Genomic DNA, 13,727 nt, shown 5'->3' on the forward strand with positions numbered 1-13,727 from the left:
AACCACGACAAGTACCCGGCGCGCTTCACCGCCGACCCCTCGCTGGCCGTGCTGGCCGCCGCCGGCGCGGCGCGCGTGCTCGACGCGCCCGGGCTTTTCGCCAGGCTGGTCTCGCCCACGGGCACGGCCGTGCTCGGGGCCTCGCCCGACGGCGCGCCCCTGCCGGCCAGCGTGGAGACGGCCCCGGGCGAGGAGAGCCTGTGGCTCGCCCACCACAACGTGGGTTTTCCGGATTTCCTGGACAAGCACGTGAAGATCCGGGAGATTCCCGGCCTCGACTGGGTGGTCAACGGCCACATCCACCGACCCCAGCCCACGGTGGTCGCCGGGCGCACCCGCTGGGCCAACCCCGGCAACATCACGCGCTTGCAGTTTAGCCGCCGCGCCAGGGAGCGCGTCCCGGCCGCCGCCGCGTGGCGGCCCGGGGCGGCGGACCTCGAAATCTGGCCCGTTCCCCACCGTCCCTTCGCGGAGGTCTTTCCGGACCAGGAGTTCCCGCCCGAGGAGGAGGCCGCGCCCGCCGGCGAGTCGCGCTTCCTGGAGGGGCTGGCCCGGCTGGCCTGGCGGCGCACCCGCGAGGGGGCGGGGCTCGGGGAGTTCCTGCGCGCCAACCTGAACCCCGAAAACCCCGAGACGGACGTCATCTGGGAACTGTACCGGGAGGTCACCCATGCCGCCGACGAATGACAGGCCGCGCGCCGCCGAGGCCGACGCCGCCGCCCAGCGCGAGCTGGCCGAACTCAAGGCCGCCTACGAGCGCTTACGGGACGACAAGGTCCGGGCCGAGCAGAACCTGGCCAACCTCACCCGGCAACTCGACGAGCTGGAGGCCCGGGCCCGGGCCGAATACGGCACGGCCGACCCGGCGGAGCTGGCCGCTCTGCTCGAGGGCATGCGCGCGGAAAACGCCCGCCTGGTGGCCGAATACCGCGAACATATTTCCGGCGTGCGCCGCGACCTGGCGGCCGTGGAACGGGAGTTCGAGGAGTAATAATATGCTCAGAATGAGTTCGCAAAAAAACGCAGTGGTTCGAGTGTGATGTGAATATAGTAACAAATCGAGATATCGCGATTTTGTTATGGATGAGTGTATTTTTGGGTTGCATTTTGTTTAATTCGAGGAGAAAGAAATTTTTAACATGTATTTATGGCATGCTAAAGTGTCTTTTTCATCCGACATTTGCTTTGGTTTTGATATTCTTTTTTATATATGTCGGAGTAGTATTGCTTTTGCTCTCAAGGTTTAACATATTTAACATTTCTCAGGTAAAGGATGTTGCTATATGGGTAGTGTTCTTTGGAGTTTTTAATTTTATAAAGCATGCGAATTCTGATAATATTGATTTTAAGAACCTTGTTTTTAGCAGCGTAAGGATTGAAGCTGTCATACAGTTTTTGACTTCTAGATATGTTTTGCCCTTGCCTTTAGAGATTGCGTCCGTTCCAATAATTTTATTTCTTAGTTTTATGTATAGTGTATCTGTGAAAGATGGATATAAGAAAGTTGAATACTTTGGTGGGTTGGCTCTGTTCTTTATTGGAATAATGTTCATAATTTATTCTATGGCTTGTATTGTGATGAATTTTCGTAACGAAATAAACGGATTGTTATTGAATGATTTTATTGTGACACCTTTGTTGACAGTATTTTATATTCCATTTCTGTTTGCATTTTCAGTGTATTGCAAGTATGAGGCTGCATTTGCTAGAATGAGAGTATTTATTAGAGATAGGTCAATTTTATCTCGGGCAAAATTCCTAGTTTTTAAAGATTTTTTACTTGACATTGGAATGTTGAATAGATGGCTGAGTGATATTCATTGTCAAGATACTTCCGATATTGAAGGAATTACGAAATCTATAAAAAGAATTAGACGGTTGGCTCGTCAATCAATGCAATCCAAAAAAAACCAGACAGGTTGGAATCCTGCAAGTGTGGGAGATTTTTTGGCAACGAAAGGGCTAAAAACAGGATTTTACAAAGAAATTTGTGCGGGGGATTGGGGGGCTAGCTCTTCGATGCTCCCAGTTAATGATGAATTGTTGGCCGACAATATCTCGTATTATGCTGAAGGTGTTGAGAATGAGGTTAGGAAATTAAAAATTATTTTTAATGCACATAATAAAAGCATGATAGAGAGTGGTTATCCTCTGTTTAAAGAGTGTGTTTTTGTCCTTGTGAATGTAGCACTCGATTCTGCTGCCATGCCCGGCCTTGTCGATGCATTAAATAGAAAAGTAGAATATGAAGAGAAAGTCTCAATGTGCGTCGTTAAACTGGAGATAAGTACGTGGATAAGCGGGATTGTTGGTGGGGTGACTTATAAACTTACACTGGATGCTGATAGTGTTCGCGCTGAAAGTTGAGTAGTATGTCTGCTAGTGAGCGAGAGAGTTTAGGCGAAATGCGCCGGGAGCTGACGCGCCGCCTGGACCGGCTGTCGGGCGTGGCCGAGGGAAGGGTGCGCGAGCACCTCGACGCCCGGCAGGCCCTCGGCGCGGCGGCGGACTTCCTGGAGCTGTCGCCCCGGGTGGCGGCGCGCCTGGAGGAGCTCACCCGGGAACTCTTCGGCGAGGTCCTCGACGAGGTCGAAACCGATCTCACCCATGCCGTGCGCGAGATCCTCGGCCAGGACCGCAAGGTCGTCTCGCGCCGGGAAGTCAAAAACAACCGGCTGTGCATCGAGTTCGAGATGGAGCAGGACGGCCGCACCGAGGACATCCTCACCGGCCAGGGCGGCTCGGTCTGCAACATCCTGTCCGTGGGCCTGCGCCTGATCGCCCTGTCCCGGCTGGACCCGGCCGCGCACCGGCCGTTTCTGGTCCTCGACGAGCAGGACTGCTGGCTGCGGCCCGACCTCGTGCCCGGCTTCGTGCGCCTGATCGCCGCCATCGCCGAGCGCCTCGACCTGCAGGTGCTCTACATCAGCCACCACCCGGTGGACCATTTCGCCGGCCAGGCGAGGCGCGTCTTCGCCCTGCGCCCGAGCCGCGAAGGGGGGCCGCGCCTGGACATCCTGTCCGAGCGCCCGGCCGGGGAGGCCGAACTGCCGGGATTTTCCGTCAGCGCCGCGACCGAGCCCGGGGGCGAGTGAGCCTTTCCGGGCCGCCGGCGCGGCGGCATGCCGTTTGCGAATAATCGATATGGATGCCGGGGCGTTGCTGGCCGGCTGCCGGAGGCGTTACGTTCGAGGCTGACGCGTCTGGGATCAGCCGCAGCCGCAGCCCAGGACCTTGCATTCGCAGCCCAGGCAGCTCTGGGGCGCGGTCAGGACACGGTCGCCGTAGGCGGACAGGGCGTCGGCCGGCGCGGCCTTGGCCAGGGCGAAAAGCGCGCAGCACAGGACCAGGGCCAGGCCGGCCAGGAAGGAAAGGCTTCGCATGACGGGGTTCCTTACAGGTTTTGCACCAGGAAGTGCAGGATCATGCGGCGGGTGATCTCGCCCACCAGCACGCCGTTGGGGTCGATGACGGGCAGGGCGTTGATGCCCTTTTCCACGATCAGCTCGTTGGCCATGACGAACAGGTCCTCGGGGTGGGCGAAGGGATAGTCCGCGTCCATGAGGGTGCCGACGGGGGTGTCGGAAAGCGTGCCCATGTTCTGGCGCAGGGCGTCGAGCAGTTCCTCGCGGCCGTCGAGCTCCCCGGCCTTGGCCCGGGCGGTCACGGTGGGCGGCACGATGACCGACAGGAAGGTGTGGATGGTCACCACGCCGAGCAGCCGGTCGCAGTGGTCCACCACGTAGGTGTTGCGAAATACGTGGGCCATGCCGCCGTACCAGATGAGCACGTTGCCGATGGGCGCTTCCGGACGGACCTTGATGAGCGTCGTGCGCATGATGTCGGAGATGAGCATGCCGTAACCCATGTCCTGTGGTTTGTGAAAAAAAGTACTTCAACCTTACCAACGGGCCGCGCCGCCGTAAAGGGGAATCGGCCCGGGTCTGCAAGATCGTCCAAGAATCCCGGGCCGGTCCGTGGCAGGGTGGGCGAAACGCAAGGAGGTGCGTCATGAAATCCGATGCCGATGCCATGCTGCTTTGCGGCCGCACGGTCAACGTCCCGTCCGGCGCGCGCGACGCCGGCGAACTGCCCTGGAACCCCCATCCCGCCTACGAGGGCGTGGCGCTCAAGCACCTGGTGCGCGGCGAGGACACGCAAGGGGCGCTCAGTTGCCACCTGGTGCGCCTGGAGCCCGGCAAGGGCCTGGCCGGCCACATCCACGAAGGCCAGTGGGAGCTGCACGAGGTGCTGGCCGGCTCGGGCGAGGCCGGGGTCTCCGGGGAGCGTCTGACCTACCTGCCGGGGGTGACCACCGTCGTGCCCCAGGGCGTGGTCCACGAGGTCACGGCCGGGCCGGAGGGCCTGATTTTTTTCGCCAAGTTCTTCCCGGCCCTGCTCTGATGCTGCGCCCGGGAAACGCGCCTGCGTGCGTTTCCCGGGCGTAGCGCCTTCACAAGGCGCGCGGGCCGGCTTGTCTTCCCGGCCAGGCGCCGGTATCCCGGGGCGGGGACGCCGCCGGCCGGTCCCGGGGGGCGGCGCGCAAGGAGCGGGAGCGATGGGCAAGGATCAAGGCCGGGCCGAGGCCTGGCTCGCCGTGACGCGGCATCCGGCCGTGCCCGGGCTCGAGGCCGTGCGCGGCCTGGGCGTGGCCGCGGACATCGTCCGCCATGCCCACGCCCGCACCGTGGTGGGGCTGTGCCTGTCCGGCGGCCGGCGCATCGAGGTCGACGGCGGCCAGTGGCTGATCGCGCCGGGCGAGGGCTTCGTCATCCCGCCAGGCGTGGCCCACGCCTGCTCCCCCTGGGGGGCGTCCGGCCACGGCTACCTGGTCCTGGTCGCTTCTCCCGAATGCTTTTCGCCCCACCGGCGGGTCGATGTCCCGGCCGGCGTCCGGCTGCGCTCCTGGCGCGATCCCGACGCGGCGGCGCTGCTCGAGGATGTGGCCGAGACCCTGGCCGCCGGCCGGCCCGAGGCGGCCGGGCGCTTCGCCGCCTTGTGCGAGGTGCTCGACCTGCGCGCCGGGCCGCTGCCCGAGCTCCATCCGGCCATCCGCGCCGCCATGGCCGTGGTGGACGCCGCGCCGGACGCCCCGGTCAGCCTGGCCGATCTGGCCGCCGCCGCCGGCGTGGGGCCCTTTCGCCTGGAGCGCCTTTTTCGGCGCGACCTCGGCCTGCCGCCCGGCGAATACCTGCTGTCGCGCCGGGTGGCCCTGGCCGCCGCCCGCATCGGCGCGGGCGAACCCCTGGCCGAGGCCGCCCTGGCCGCCGGCTTTTGCGACCAGAGCCACCTCTCCCGCCACTTCCGCCGCCGCATGGGCGTGCCGCCCGGCCGGTACAGGAGGGAGGGGGAATAAAAGGGGGGAGAGCCTCCGGCGGCCAGGAGGGGGACCTCCCCCTCCTGGACCTCCCGTATGGGGTCAGAACAGGAGCAGCGAGGGCAGGGCCAGGCCCAGGGACAGGCCGAGGAGCAGGGGAAGCGGGGGCGCGAGGGGAGGGAGCGTCTTCCTGTCGCGGACAAGGGCCAGGGTTTGGCCGGCGGCGTAGGCCGCGACCAGGGCCGGCAGGAAGTCGAAGAGGCCGCCGCCCGAGGCGGCGAAGGCGAAGAGCAGGCCGAGCAGCACGGCCGCGTCGGCCAGGCCCGCTCCCAGGGAAGCGGCCGTGGCCCGCCCGCCGTCTCCCGTCCCGGCGCACAGCAGCACGCCGGCCAGACCCGCCGCGGCCAGGGGGGCGCAGGCCAGGAGCACGGCCGTAAGCCCCTTGGCCGCCAGCGTCCCGGGCAGGGGCGCGGTCGGAAGCGCCTCGGCGGCGCGGCCCCATTCGAAGACGGCCAGCCGCTCGTCGATGATCCCCGAAAGCGGCAGGACCACCACGAAGCAGACGGCCAAAAGCGACAGCCAGGTCTCCATGCGCCGGCCGTCCGGCGCGCCGGCGGCGCAGAGCACCCCGGCCACGCAGCAGCCGATGGCGGCGTCGAGGCTGCCGTTTAAGGGCGTGAGCTTGGGCAGGACCACGGCCTGCACGAAAAAAGCTCCCAGAGCCGCGCCCAGGGCCAGTCCGGCCGTCGGCGACAGGCGCGACGGGGCCGTCCGGCGCGTCTCGACCCTCCCCGTCAGGGCGATCCCCGCACCGAGCACCAAGCCCAGGGGAACAAAAGCGACCACCCCGGCGAAAAGGGCGAAAGCCGGGCCGGCGGCCACGGCGGCCAGGACCGGCCGCAGGGCGCGGAAAACCAGCAGGGAAAGCGGCAAACACACGGCCAGCAGGCCGAGCGCGGGCGCGAGCAGGTCGGCCGGGTCGCGTCCGGCGGCCAGGCGCGGGGCCAGGCGCACTCCGGCGGCCAGGCACAAGGGCAGCAGGGCCAGGGCCAGACCCATGGCCGGGGCGTCGCCGCAGGCCAGCAGGAGTTCGCGGGCCAGCAGGCAGGCCATGGCCGCGCCGCCGAAGCCGAGGGCCAGGGCGGCCGGAACGGGCCGGCCGGTGGGACAGGGGCATTGGGTCATAGGAACAACTTGCAGAAGCGGGCGAAAAGGTTGAGAGCCTCGTCCGCGGCCTCGGGGGCGGCGGCGCTGCGGTTGGCGGCGGCGCGGGCGGAAAAGATGGCCCGCACCCGGTCGATGATTTCGGGGTGTCGGGCCAGGACCATGCGGAAGCCCTCGCGGTCGACCTCCAGGCAGCGGGTCTGTTCCACGGCCCGCACGTCGGCCTGGCGCGGCTCGCCGGTGAGAAGCGCCATCTCGCCGAAGATCTGGCCGGCGGACAGTCGGGCCACCTCCCGGTCGCCGATGACGACCGCGACCTGACCCGAGAGAATGAAGCACATGGTCGTGCCGCCCTCGCCCTTGGCCACGATGGTCTGGCCCGGGGCGAAGCCGCGCACCACCGAGGCCCGGGCCAGCATCTCCAGGTCGGCGTCGGTCATGCCGGCCAGGAGTTCCACGTCGCTTAGGGCGGCGAGCCCCTCGGGCCGGCCGCGCTGCGGGTCGGGCGCGTCCATGAACACGCGCCGGGTGGGGGCCGGAATCTCGATGTCGCGTTCCAGGAACTGGTACCATACGCCCGAAAGCACGGCATCGGCGGCGGCCAGCCGGCCGTCGAAGCGGGTGATGGTGTAGGCGGCCGAATAGACCAGGCGGTCGGCCTGGATTTCATGGAGCCTGACCAGGGGCGGCGGGATTTTCGACACTCCCTCGGCCCGGGACAGGGCCGTCTGGATGGCCGTCTTGACCTTGACCGGCGGCGCGTCCGGCGGGGCCGGCACGTAGAGGATCTGGCGCAGGGAGCAGGTCGGCCGGTTGTAGTTGACGAGCCGGTCCTTGGCCACGGCGTTGTTGGGCAAAAGGACTTCGTTGTTGTCCAGGGTGACGACCTTGGTGTAGCGCCAGGTGACCTCGCTCACCTTGCCCTCGACGTCGCCGGCGCGTATCCAGTCGCCTTCGTGGAACGGTTTTTCCACCTGCAGGAGCAGGCCGGAAAAGAGGCTCCCGATGGTGTCCTGCATGGACAGGCCGATGACCGCCGTGAGGATGGCCGACGAGGTCAGGATGGAGCCGATCTGGATGTCGGTGAGCTGGCGCAGGCCCGTGCCGACGATGACGGCCAGGATGCAGAACTTGAGCAGGTCCTGGAGGATGTGGCGGCCGCGTCCGCCGTCCGGGCGCGCCGCGGCCAGCTTGAGGTAGAGGTAGTCCACGGCCTGGCAGGCGGCCATGAAGGCCATGGCCAGGTAGGCCACGGTGAAGGCCGCCCGGCCCTCTGCGGCGACGGAGGCGGGCAGGACGGCCTCGAGCAGGCGGACGAGTCCCAGTCCCGCCAGCCAGCGCAGCAGGCCGGCCAGGGGGCGGCTCAGCACGCCCCGGCGGCGCAGGAGCGACAGCAGCGCCGCCACGGCCAGAAACCCCGCCGCGAATCCGGCCAGCCGCAGGCCCACGCCCACGGTCTGGGCGCTGGCGTCGGCGAGGGAACCGGAGAAGCTGGCGAAGTCGGGCAGAAGGGACGGATCGCTTCCTTGCGGCATCCTGCCTTTTTACGTCGCCAGCGTCCCGGCGTCAACGCGGGGCGGAAAACACAAGGAGGCAACGGCGTTGTCCAAGAAGAAGTCGCGCCCGCGCCCCGATCCGGCAAGCCTCGGCCTGCCGCCCGGGGGCGTGGAGAGCCATGCCCACCTGGACATGGGCGAATACGACGAGGAGGGGGTCGGCGCGGTCCTGGACCGGGCGGCGGCGGCCGGCGTTTCCCGCGTCGGCAACGTGTTTCTCGGCCCGGCGGCCTACCGCGCCCATCGGGCGATGTTCGCCGACCGGCCAGAGGTGTTTTTTCTCCTCGGCGTGCATCCCTGCGACGCGGGAGGGGCGGCTCCGGGCGACGTGGCAGCCATGGCCGAGGCCTTCGCCGCCGACGCCCGTCTGCGGGCGGTCGGCGAGATCGGCCTCGACTACTACTGGGACGCCGCCACGGCCGAGGCGCAAAAAAGGATTTTTCGCGACCAGCTGGCCCTGGCCCGGGAGCTCGGCGTGCCGGCCGTCGTCCACAGCCGCGACGCCGCAGCCGACACCCTGGCCGTGCTCGACGACATGGGCTTTCGCGACCGCGCCCTGGTGTGGCACTGCTTCGGCGGGGACGCGGCCCTGGCCGGGGAGATCCTCTCGCGCGGCTGGCACGTCTCGGTCCCCGGCCCGGTGACCTACGCCAGGAACACGGCCCTGGCCGAGGCGGTGGCCGGCATGGCCCTCGATCGGCTGCTTCTCGAGACGGATTCGCCGTACCTCGCGCCCGAGCCCTGGCGGGGCAAGCGCAACGAGCCGGCCTTTCTGGCCTTCACCTGCCTGCGCGTGGCCGAGCTCCTGGGCCGCGACCCGGCCGAGGTCTGGCGCGCCACGGGCGACAACGCCCGCCGGGTGTTCGGGCTGTAACGTTTCCCTTCGCGGCATTGCATGATTATTGCTTGAAAAGCGAAATCGCCCTCGGGCGACGGCGAACCGACGGTCCCAAGGCACAGGGAGGGCGTTGACGGTGGATGGGCTCAAGGAAAAACTCGTTACGGATCCCAGGTACAGGCAGGGCCTCGAACGGCGGCTGGAGCGGCCGGCCGTGCTCGTGGCCCCCACGAACGTGTGCAACCTGGCCTGCGCCTATTGCTCCACCCGAAACGTCCATCCGCCCCGCCGGGACATGGACGTGGCGCTGGCCAAAAGCCTCATCGACCAGACCCTGGGCAACGGCTGGGCCTTGAGCTTCGGCCAGACCTACGAGCCCTTCCTGCACCCGCGCATCGAGGAGCTCGTCCGCCACGTCCACGACAAGGGCTCGACCTTCCAGAGCGCCACCAACGGCCTGGCCATCCGCCGCGCCGCCTACGACCTGCCCATGAACCTCCTGGTCAGCTACAGCGCCGACGAGGCGGACTTCGCGCACCGCGGCGCGAAGCTCTCCTTCGACGCCTACCAGAAACGCCTGCTGGCCTTTTTCCGCCACCGCCTCGACAAGCGGGTCCCCGGCAGGCTGTCCGTCCAGATCGCCGACTATTCCATCTTCCGGGGCGACCTGACCTACGACAAGAAGATCGCCGACGTCGACGGCATCTTGCGCAAGGCCAGGCTTCTGGCCGAGCGTCTGGACCTGGCCTCCGCCTTCGACGCCCTCGATCCCAAGGAGGCCCTGGAGCGCATCGCCGCCCGCGCCCCCCTGGTCCTTTTCGAGGCCGGCGACTGCCGCCTGGAAGTGCAGCCGACCAAGATCATGCCCAATTCCTACGACGCCTTCACCGACCTGCCCGAGCCGGCGACGCCCGGGGGCTACTGCGATTCCTGCTGGACCATGCTCTCCGTGCAGGCCGACGGCGGGGCGGCCTTTTGCTGCTGCGATCCGGCCGCCCGGGCCGTGGCCGGCAGGCTCACGCCCGAAACGGACCTGGCCGCCTTCTGGCGCGGCCCGGAGATGGAACGCATCCGCCGGGGCTTCCGGGAATTCAGGCCCGTGCACGCCTTCTGCTCCCGCTGCCTGGCTCTGACCTCCGAGCGCATCAAGCCCTTGCTGACCGTGCACGACCCGGGGCTCGTGGCCGCGATCCTGCGCGAACGAGGGGTTTCGCAGGACCTGCCCTGGTTCGCCTTTCCCCGCGGCTGAGGGCCGCCCGGTTGCCCAAAAAGCCGGCCGAGGGTAGTGTCTCGCGGCAATCCACCAGAAAACCCGGGAGACGCACCGCATGGCCCTTCACATCACCACCCACGGCGACATCGACCAGATCATCGTGACCTCGCTGTCGCGGGACTTCGTGCGCAAGATCTACCGCCACTGCTGGGGCAAGAACAACACGCCCTATTTCGCGGGCAACTGCTTCCGGGGCGTGCTCTATTTCGACGAACGCCTGGCCGCCAAATACGCCGAAGACCTGGGGCTTGCCTGGAACGGCTGGCTGTCGGCCCCGAAATTCCTGCACCGGACCGGAGCCTGCTACGAGCACGGCCTGACCCTTGGCGTGGATGCCGGCCAAGGCCCGCGGACCCTGGCCGTGGGCGGGCTGGCCGTGGTCGAGGAGCGGCCCCGCCTGGACGACTTCCTGTCGCGCCTCGGCGAAAACGAGGTGCTGTGCCTGCTCGGCGCGGTGGACAAGGGCGAGATGCATTTTTCCCTGCCCGACTTCGAAGGGCCCTTCGACCCCGAAAAGCTCGCCGTGCGCGTCGAGCGCCTGACCGACCTCTACTGCGAGGAGGCGCTTGTGGCCGGGCTCGCCTACGACGGCCGCACCCTGTCCATGGAGACCGGCCAGTCGCGGGGCAAGAACATGATCGACCCGCTGCTCGTCGGCCCTGACGGCAAGCTGCTCGACATGTACGATTTCGCGTAAGGCGCGCCGTCACACGCCCGGGACGTCCCCGTCTTGACGCCCGGCGACCCCGGGCCTATAGGCTGGAAGAAAGCGGCGCCGCCGCGCCGCGCAACCGCAGCCGGAGACGCTCCCGTGAAGCTGGTACTGGTGGTTGACGACGACCCGAGCATCCGCGCTCTCCTGCGACTCTATCTGGAAGGCGCGGGCTACGGCGTGGCCGAGGCCGGCGACGGCCGTCAGGCCATGCGGCGGATCGTCGAGCAGCCGCCGGACCTCGTGGTGCTCGACATCTTCATGCCCGAGATGGACGGGCTCGAGGTGCTGCAGCAATTGCGGGAACAGACCCGGCCTTGCAAGGTCATGGCCATTTCCGGCGGTTCGGCCAAGATCGGCATGGACCTGCTCGGCCACGCCGTCATCTTCGGCGCGGACGACGTGCTGGAAAAGCCCTTCGACGCCCCGACCCTCCTGCTCAAGGCCGCCGCCCTGATCGGTCCGCCCGAGGCCTGAGCGCCCCGACGTCCCGCGGTCCGCTCCCTGCCGCAGGCAAGGCGCATCCGCCGTCATGGCGCGAGCTGTCCCGGCGCGCCGCCGCCCCGCCCCTTTCCGAGCAACCCCGCATCCTTGCCGGTCGTGTGCCGGAGCCTTGCGGCGCGTCGGCCTTTCAGTCCGCAAAGCCCCGGCGGGCTTCGGCCAGCAGGGCCAGGGCCCGGTCCAGGGCGGCGGCGGCCTTGTCGGCATCGCCGTCCTCGCCGGCCCGCTCCAGCTCCAGGGCGGCCTGGCCCAGATGCTCGAAGCCGTAGGACAGGGCCGAGCCCTTGAGCTTGTGTCCCTGGCGTCGGGCCGTTTCCAGGTCGTCGGCGTCCAGGGCCTGGCGCGCGCCGTCCAGGGTGGCGGCGGCGGTCGCGAAGAAGATGGGCAGCAGCGGGCGCAGGAGCTCCAGTTCCCCGTCCGGGGCGGGAGCGGCGGCCGGCCGCCGGCGAGGGGGCCCGCCGTCGCCCAGATATCTGGCCACGGCTTCGAGCACGGCGTTCTTGCGCACGGGCTTGGTCAGAAAGTCGGTGCAGCCGGCCTCGTCGCAGCGCTGGCGGAACTCGTCCAGGGCATGGGCCGTGAGCACCAGGATGGGCACGGCCGGACGCCCCGCCCGGCGCTCCATGTCCCGGATGGCCCGGCTGGCCTCGTAGCCGTCGAGGATGGGCATCTCGAGGTCCATGAACACGAGGTCGTAGGCGGCTGCCGCGAACTTGTCCACGGCCTCGCGTCCGTTGGAGGCCACCTCCACCTGGTAGGGGGCGTCGCCGAGATAGAGCTGCATCAGCATCAGGTTGTCGACGTTGTCGTCCACGAGGAGGATGCGCGGCAGGGTGGAGACGGCGGTGGGCATGGCGTTCACCGAAGTTCGGGTTGCCGGGCCGGGAAGGCGCGCACCGGACCGTACGAGTCTCGACCGAAATTATGCGACCGGGAAGGCGTTGGCAACCGGAAAGGGCCCGGGACGCAGGCATACCGCGGCTTCCGGGCACATGACCGCCAGGTCGGCCACGAAGGCCTCCACGGCGGCGGCCGCCTCGGGAGCGTAGAGGAGCCGCACCACGGCGGCGAAACGGTCCACCACCGTGGGCAGGGCCAGGTTGTCGTGGGCCTCCAGCAGGAACTTGAGCAGGGCCACGTTGCGCGGGGCCAGGCGCACGTAGAGCCGCCCCGAGGCCTGGGGGGCGCGGTAGGGCGGCTGTCGCCGGGGGCGCCGCCTCATAGCGTCACGCAGCCGTCCTCGGTGACGAGCGCCATGTGCTCCCAGCGCGCGCCGCCCCATTCGGGGTAGTACAATCCCGGCTCCACCGTGACCACCATGCCGGGCGTGAGCGCTCCCTCCGAGGAGGGGTTGAGGCTCGGGCCCTCGTGGGTTTCGAGCCCGATGCCGTGGCCCAGGGAATGGGTGAACCGCTCGGCCACGCCCTCGCGCAGGAAGACCTCCCGGGCCAGGCCGTAGGCCTCGCGGAAGGCCATGCCCGGACGCAGGGCGGCCAGCACCGCGGCCTGGGCGCGCCGCACCTGGTCGAGGAGCCGCAGGAACCGTTCCGGGGGCTTTCTGCCCACCCAGACCGTGCGCGTCTGGTCGGAGCAGTAGTCGTCGCGCCGGCCGCCTACGTCCACGAGCACCAGGCATTCGTCGCGGATGACGGTCTCGCCGGGGATGGCGTGGGGCAGGGCGGCGTTGGCGTCCACGGCCACGATGGGGGCGAAGGCCAGTTCGCTGGCCCCGAGCTCCCGGAAGAGCTTTTCGATCTCCCAGGCGGCTTGCGCTTCGGTGCGGCCGGGCAGGAGCACCTCGGGCAGGCGGTCCATGACGGCGTGGTTCACGGCGGCCGAGCAGCGCATGCGCTCGATCTCCCGGGCGTCCTTGATCAGGCGCAGGGGCTCCACGGCCTGGGCCGCGGGCGTGAGGGCGATGTGCTCGGCGAGCCGCGCGTGGGTGTCGAAGGAAAGGCCCGTGGGTTCGAAGCCGAGGCGCGTGATGCCCCGGTCCTTGAGGAAGTCGGCGATGGAGGCGAAGCGCCCGGCCCCGTAGATGCACAGGTCCTTGGCCGGCCACAGGCGCAGCGCGGCGTCCCGGTAGCGGGCGTCGGTGAAAAGCGCGTCGCGGCCGTTTGCGGCCACGCACAGGTAGCCGGCGGTCTCGTTGCACTGGGGGTCGTGGAGTTCGAAGCCGCTCAGGTAGAACCGGTTGGCGGCGTGGGAGACGAGCAGGGCTTCATGGCCGGCGGCGGCGAGGCGTTCGCGCAGCCGGTCGCGTCGGGCCGCGTACACGGCCGTGTCCATGGGGTCGTTCACGGGGGGATCGCTCCTTGCGTGGCTGGGGACGGGAGTCCCTGGCCGGCCGGTATCGCGGATTGGGG

The 13,727-nt window shown here is 67.9% G+C and carries 17 protein-coding genes; 10 read left to right on the forward strand and 7 right to left on the reverse strand.

All coding sequences use genetic code 11. From position 1 onward, the window contains the following. From Q1K70_RS01950 to Q1K70_RS01965, 4 genes are all read left to right on the forward strand, one after another. Window positions 1-687, forward strand: a 687-nt coding sequence (locus tag Q1K70_RS01950; RefSeq protein ID WP_300154996.1) for a metallophosphoesterase, incomplete at its 5' end; no start/stop codon positions are given. Then, window positions 671-991, forward strand: coding sequence for a hypothetical protein (locus tag Q1K70_RS01955; RefSeq protein ID WP_300154999.1), 321 nt, complete (start codon window positions 671-673; stop codon window positions 989-991). The genes Q1K70_RS01950 and Q1K70_RS01955, both read left to right, overlap by 17 nt. A gap of 233 nt (window positions 992-1,224) precedes the next feature. Then, window positions 1,225-2,367, forward strand: a complete 1,143-nt coding sequence (locus tag Q1K70_RS01960) for a hypothetical protein (RefSeq protein ID WP_300155002.1) — start codon at window positions 1,225-1,227, stop codon at window positions 2,365-2,367. Window positions 2,368-2,372: 5 nt separating this feature from the next. Then, on the forward strand, window positions 2,373-3,095 hold the full coding sequence (locus Q1K70_RS01965; protein ID WP_300155005.1) for a hypothetical protein: 723 nt from the start codon (window positions 2,373-2,375) through the stop codon (window positions 3,093-3,095). 114 nt (window positions 3,096-3,209) lie between these two features. On the opposite strand, the gene Q1K70_RS01970 is transcribed toward Q1K70_RS01965, so the two are convergent. Both Q1K70_RS01970 and Q1K70_RS01975 read right to left on the reverse strand, forming a co-directional pair. Continuing rightward, the gene (locus Q1K70_RS01970; RefSeq protein WP_300155008.1) at window positions 3,210-3,383 is read right to left on the reverse strand and encodes a hypothetical protein; all 174 of its coding nucleotides are present in this window, start codon (window positions 3,381-3,383) and stop codon (window positions 3,210-3,212) included. Window positions 3,384-3,394: 11 nt separating this feature from the next. After that, window positions 3,395-3,856 carry a CBS domain-containing protein gene (locus Q1K70_RS01975; RefSeq protein ID WP_300155010.1) on the reverse strand — a complete coding sequence of 154 codons (462 nt, stop codon included), beginning with the start codon at window positions 3,854-3,856 and terminating at the stop codon, window positions 3,395-3,397. Window positions 3,857-4,011: 155 nt separating this feature from the next. Between Q1K70_RS01975 and Q1K70_RS01980 the strand changes: the two genes are divergently transcribed. Next, entirely contained in the window at window positions 4,012-4,404 is a 393-nt protein-coding gene (locus Q1K70_RS01980) for a cupin domain-containing protein (protein ID WP_300155012.1), read from the forward strand. Window positions 4,405-4,558: 154 nt separating this feature from the next. Next, the gene (locus Q1K70_RS01985) at window positions 4,559-5,356 is read left to right on the forward strand and encodes an AraC family transcriptional regulator (protein ID WP_300155015.1); all 798 of its coding nucleotides are present in this window, start codon (window positions 4,559-4,561) and stop codon (window positions 5,354-5,356) included. Window positions 5,357-5,419: 63 nt separating this feature from the next. On the opposite strand, the gene Q1K70_RS01990 is transcribed toward Q1K70_RS01985, so the two are convergent. After that, the gene (locus tag Q1K70_RS01990) at window positions 5,420-6,502 is read right to left on the reverse strand and encodes a hypothetical protein (protein ID WP_300155018.1); all 1,083 of its coding nucleotides are present in this window, start codon (window positions 6,500-6,502) and stop codon (window positions 5,420-5,422) included. Then, window positions 6,499-8,016 (reverse strand): mechanosensitive ion channel family protein, encoded by a 1,518-nt coding sequence (locus Q1K70_RS01995; RefSeq protein WP_300155021.1) that lies wholly within the window; start codon window positions 8,014-8,016, stop codon window positions 6,499-6,501. The genes Q1K70_RS01990 and Q1K70_RS01995 overlap by 4 nt, the downstream gene beginning before the upstream one ends. Before the next feature lie 67 nt (window positions 8,017-8,083). On the opposite strand from Q1K70_RS01995, the gene Q1K70_RS02000 reads away from it, so the two are divergent. The 4 genes from Q1K70_RS02000 to Q1K70_RS02015 all read left to right on the forward strand — a co-directional run bounded on the left by Q1K70_RS02000 (window position 8,084) and on the right by Q1K70_RS02015 (window position 11,337). Beyond that, on the forward strand, window positions 8,084-8,911 hold the full coding sequence (locus Q1K70_RS02000; protein ID WP_300155023.1) for a TatD family hydrolase: 828 nt from the start codon (window positions 8,084-8,086) through the stop codon (window positions 8,909-8,911). Between the two features lie 100 nt (window positions 8,912-9,011). Next, window positions 9,012-10,124: a radical SAM/SPASM domain-containing protein gene (locus Q1K70_RS02005; protein ID WP_300155025.1), complete on the forward strand. Its 1,113-nt coding sequence runs from the start codon at window positions 9,012-9,014 to the stop codon at window positions 10,122-10,124. A 79-nt stretch (window positions 10,125-10,203) separates the two neighbouring features. After that, complete coding sequence (locus tag Q1K70_RS02010) at window positions 10,204-10,845, forward strand: hypothetical protein (protein WP_300155028.1); 642 nt, start codon at window positions 10,204-10,206, stop codon at window positions 10,843-10,845. Between the two features lie 114 nt (window positions 10,846-10,959). Next, window positions 10,960-11,337: a response regulator gene (locus tag Q1K70_RS02015; protein WP_300155031.1), complete on the forward strand. Its 378-nt coding sequence runs from the start codon at window positions 10,960-10,962 to the stop codon at window positions 11,335-11,337. Between the two features lie 154 nt (window positions 11,338-11,491). Here Q1K70_RS02015 and Q1K70_RS02020 read toward each other — a convergent pair whose 3' ends face one another. The 3 genes from Q1K70_RS02020 to Q1K70_RS02030 form a co-directional block, all read right to left on the reverse strand. Continuing rightward, entirely contained in the window at window positions 11,492-12,214 is a 723-nt protein-coding gene (locus Q1K70_RS02020) for a response regulator (RefSeq protein ID WP_300155034.1), read from the reverse strand. Window positions 12,215-12,283: 69 nt separating this feature from the next. Then, window positions 12,284-12,583 (reverse strand): DUF4911 domain-containing protein, encoded by a 300-nt coding sequence (locus Q1K70_RS02025; protein ID WP_300155037.1) that lies wholly within the window; start codon window positions 12,581-12,583, stop codon window positions 12,284-12,286. Next, window positions 12,580-13,650 carry a Xaa-Pro peptidase family protein gene (locus tag Q1K70_RS02030; RefSeq protein ID WP_300155089.1) on the reverse strand — a complete coding sequence of 357 codons (1,071 nt, stop codon included), beginning with the start codon at window positions 13,648-13,650 and terminating at the stop codon, window positions 12,580-12,582. Before Q1K70_RS02030 ends, Q1K70_RS02025 begins: the two co-directional genes overlap by 4 nt. Window positions 13,651-13,727 lie beyond the last annotated feature (77 nt).

Source organism: Solidesulfovibrio sp. (assembly GCF_029978005.1).
GTDB lineage: Bacteria > Desulfobacterota > Desulfovibrionia > Desulfovibrionales > Desulfovibrionaceae > Solidesulfovibrio.

What these genes read in the sequence shown, in the direction of transcription:
- Q1K70_RS01955 (WP_300154999.1), top strand. Translation starts at nt 671, where the DNA reads ATGCCGCCGACGAATGACAGGCCGCGCGCCGCCGAGGCCGACGCCGCC.
- Q1K70_RS01965 (WP_300155005.1), top strand. Translation starts at nt 2,373, where the DNA reads ATGTCTGCTAGTGAGCGAGAGAGTTTAGGCGAAATGCGCCGGGAGCTG.
- Q1K70_RS01970 (WP_300155008.1), bottom strand. Translation starts at nt 3,383, where the DNA reads ATGCGAAGCCTTTCCTTCCTGGCCGGCCTGGCCCTGGTCCTGTGCTGC.
- Q1K70_RS01975 (WP_300155010.1), bottom strand. Translation starts at nt 3,856, where the DNA reads ATGCTCATCTCCGACATCATGCGCACGACGCTCATCAAGGTCCGTCCG.
- Q1K70_RS01980 (WP_300155012.1), top strand. Translation starts at nt 4,012, where the DNA reads ATGAAATCCGATGCCGATGCCATGCTGCTTTGCGGCCGCACGGTCAAC.
- Q1K70_RS01985 (WP_300155015.1), top strand. Translation starts at nt 4,559, where the DNA reads ATGGGCAAGGATCAAGGCCGGGCCGAGGCCTGGCTCGCCGTGACGCGG.
- Q1K70_RS01990 (WP_300155018.1), bottom strand. Translation starts at nt 6,502, where the DNA reads ATGACCCAATGCCCCTGTCCCACCGGCCGGCCCGTTCCGGCCGCCCTG.
- Q1K70_RS01995 (WP_300155021.1), bottom strand. Translation starts at nt 8,016, where the DNA reads ATGCCGCAAGGAAGCGATCCGTCCCTTCTGCCCGACTTCGCCAGCTTC.
- Q1K70_RS02010 (WP_300155028.1), top strand. Translation starts at nt 10,204, where the DNA reads ATGGCCCTTCACATCACCACCCACGGCGACATCGACCAGATCATCGTG.
- Q1K70_RS02020 (WP_300155034.1), bottom strand. Translation starts at nt 12,214, where the DNA reads ATGCCCACCGCCGTCTCCACCCTGCCGCGCATCCTCCTCGTGGACGAC.
- Q1K70_RS02025 (WP_300155037.1), bottom strand. Translation starts at nt 12,583, where the DNA reads ATGAGGCGGCGCCCCCGGCGACAGCCGCCCTACCGCGCCCCCCAGGCC.
- Q1K70_RS02030 (WP_300155089.1), bottom strand. Translation starts at nt 13,650, where the DNA reads ATGGACACGGCCGTGTACGCGGCCCGACGCGACCGGCTGCGCGAACGC.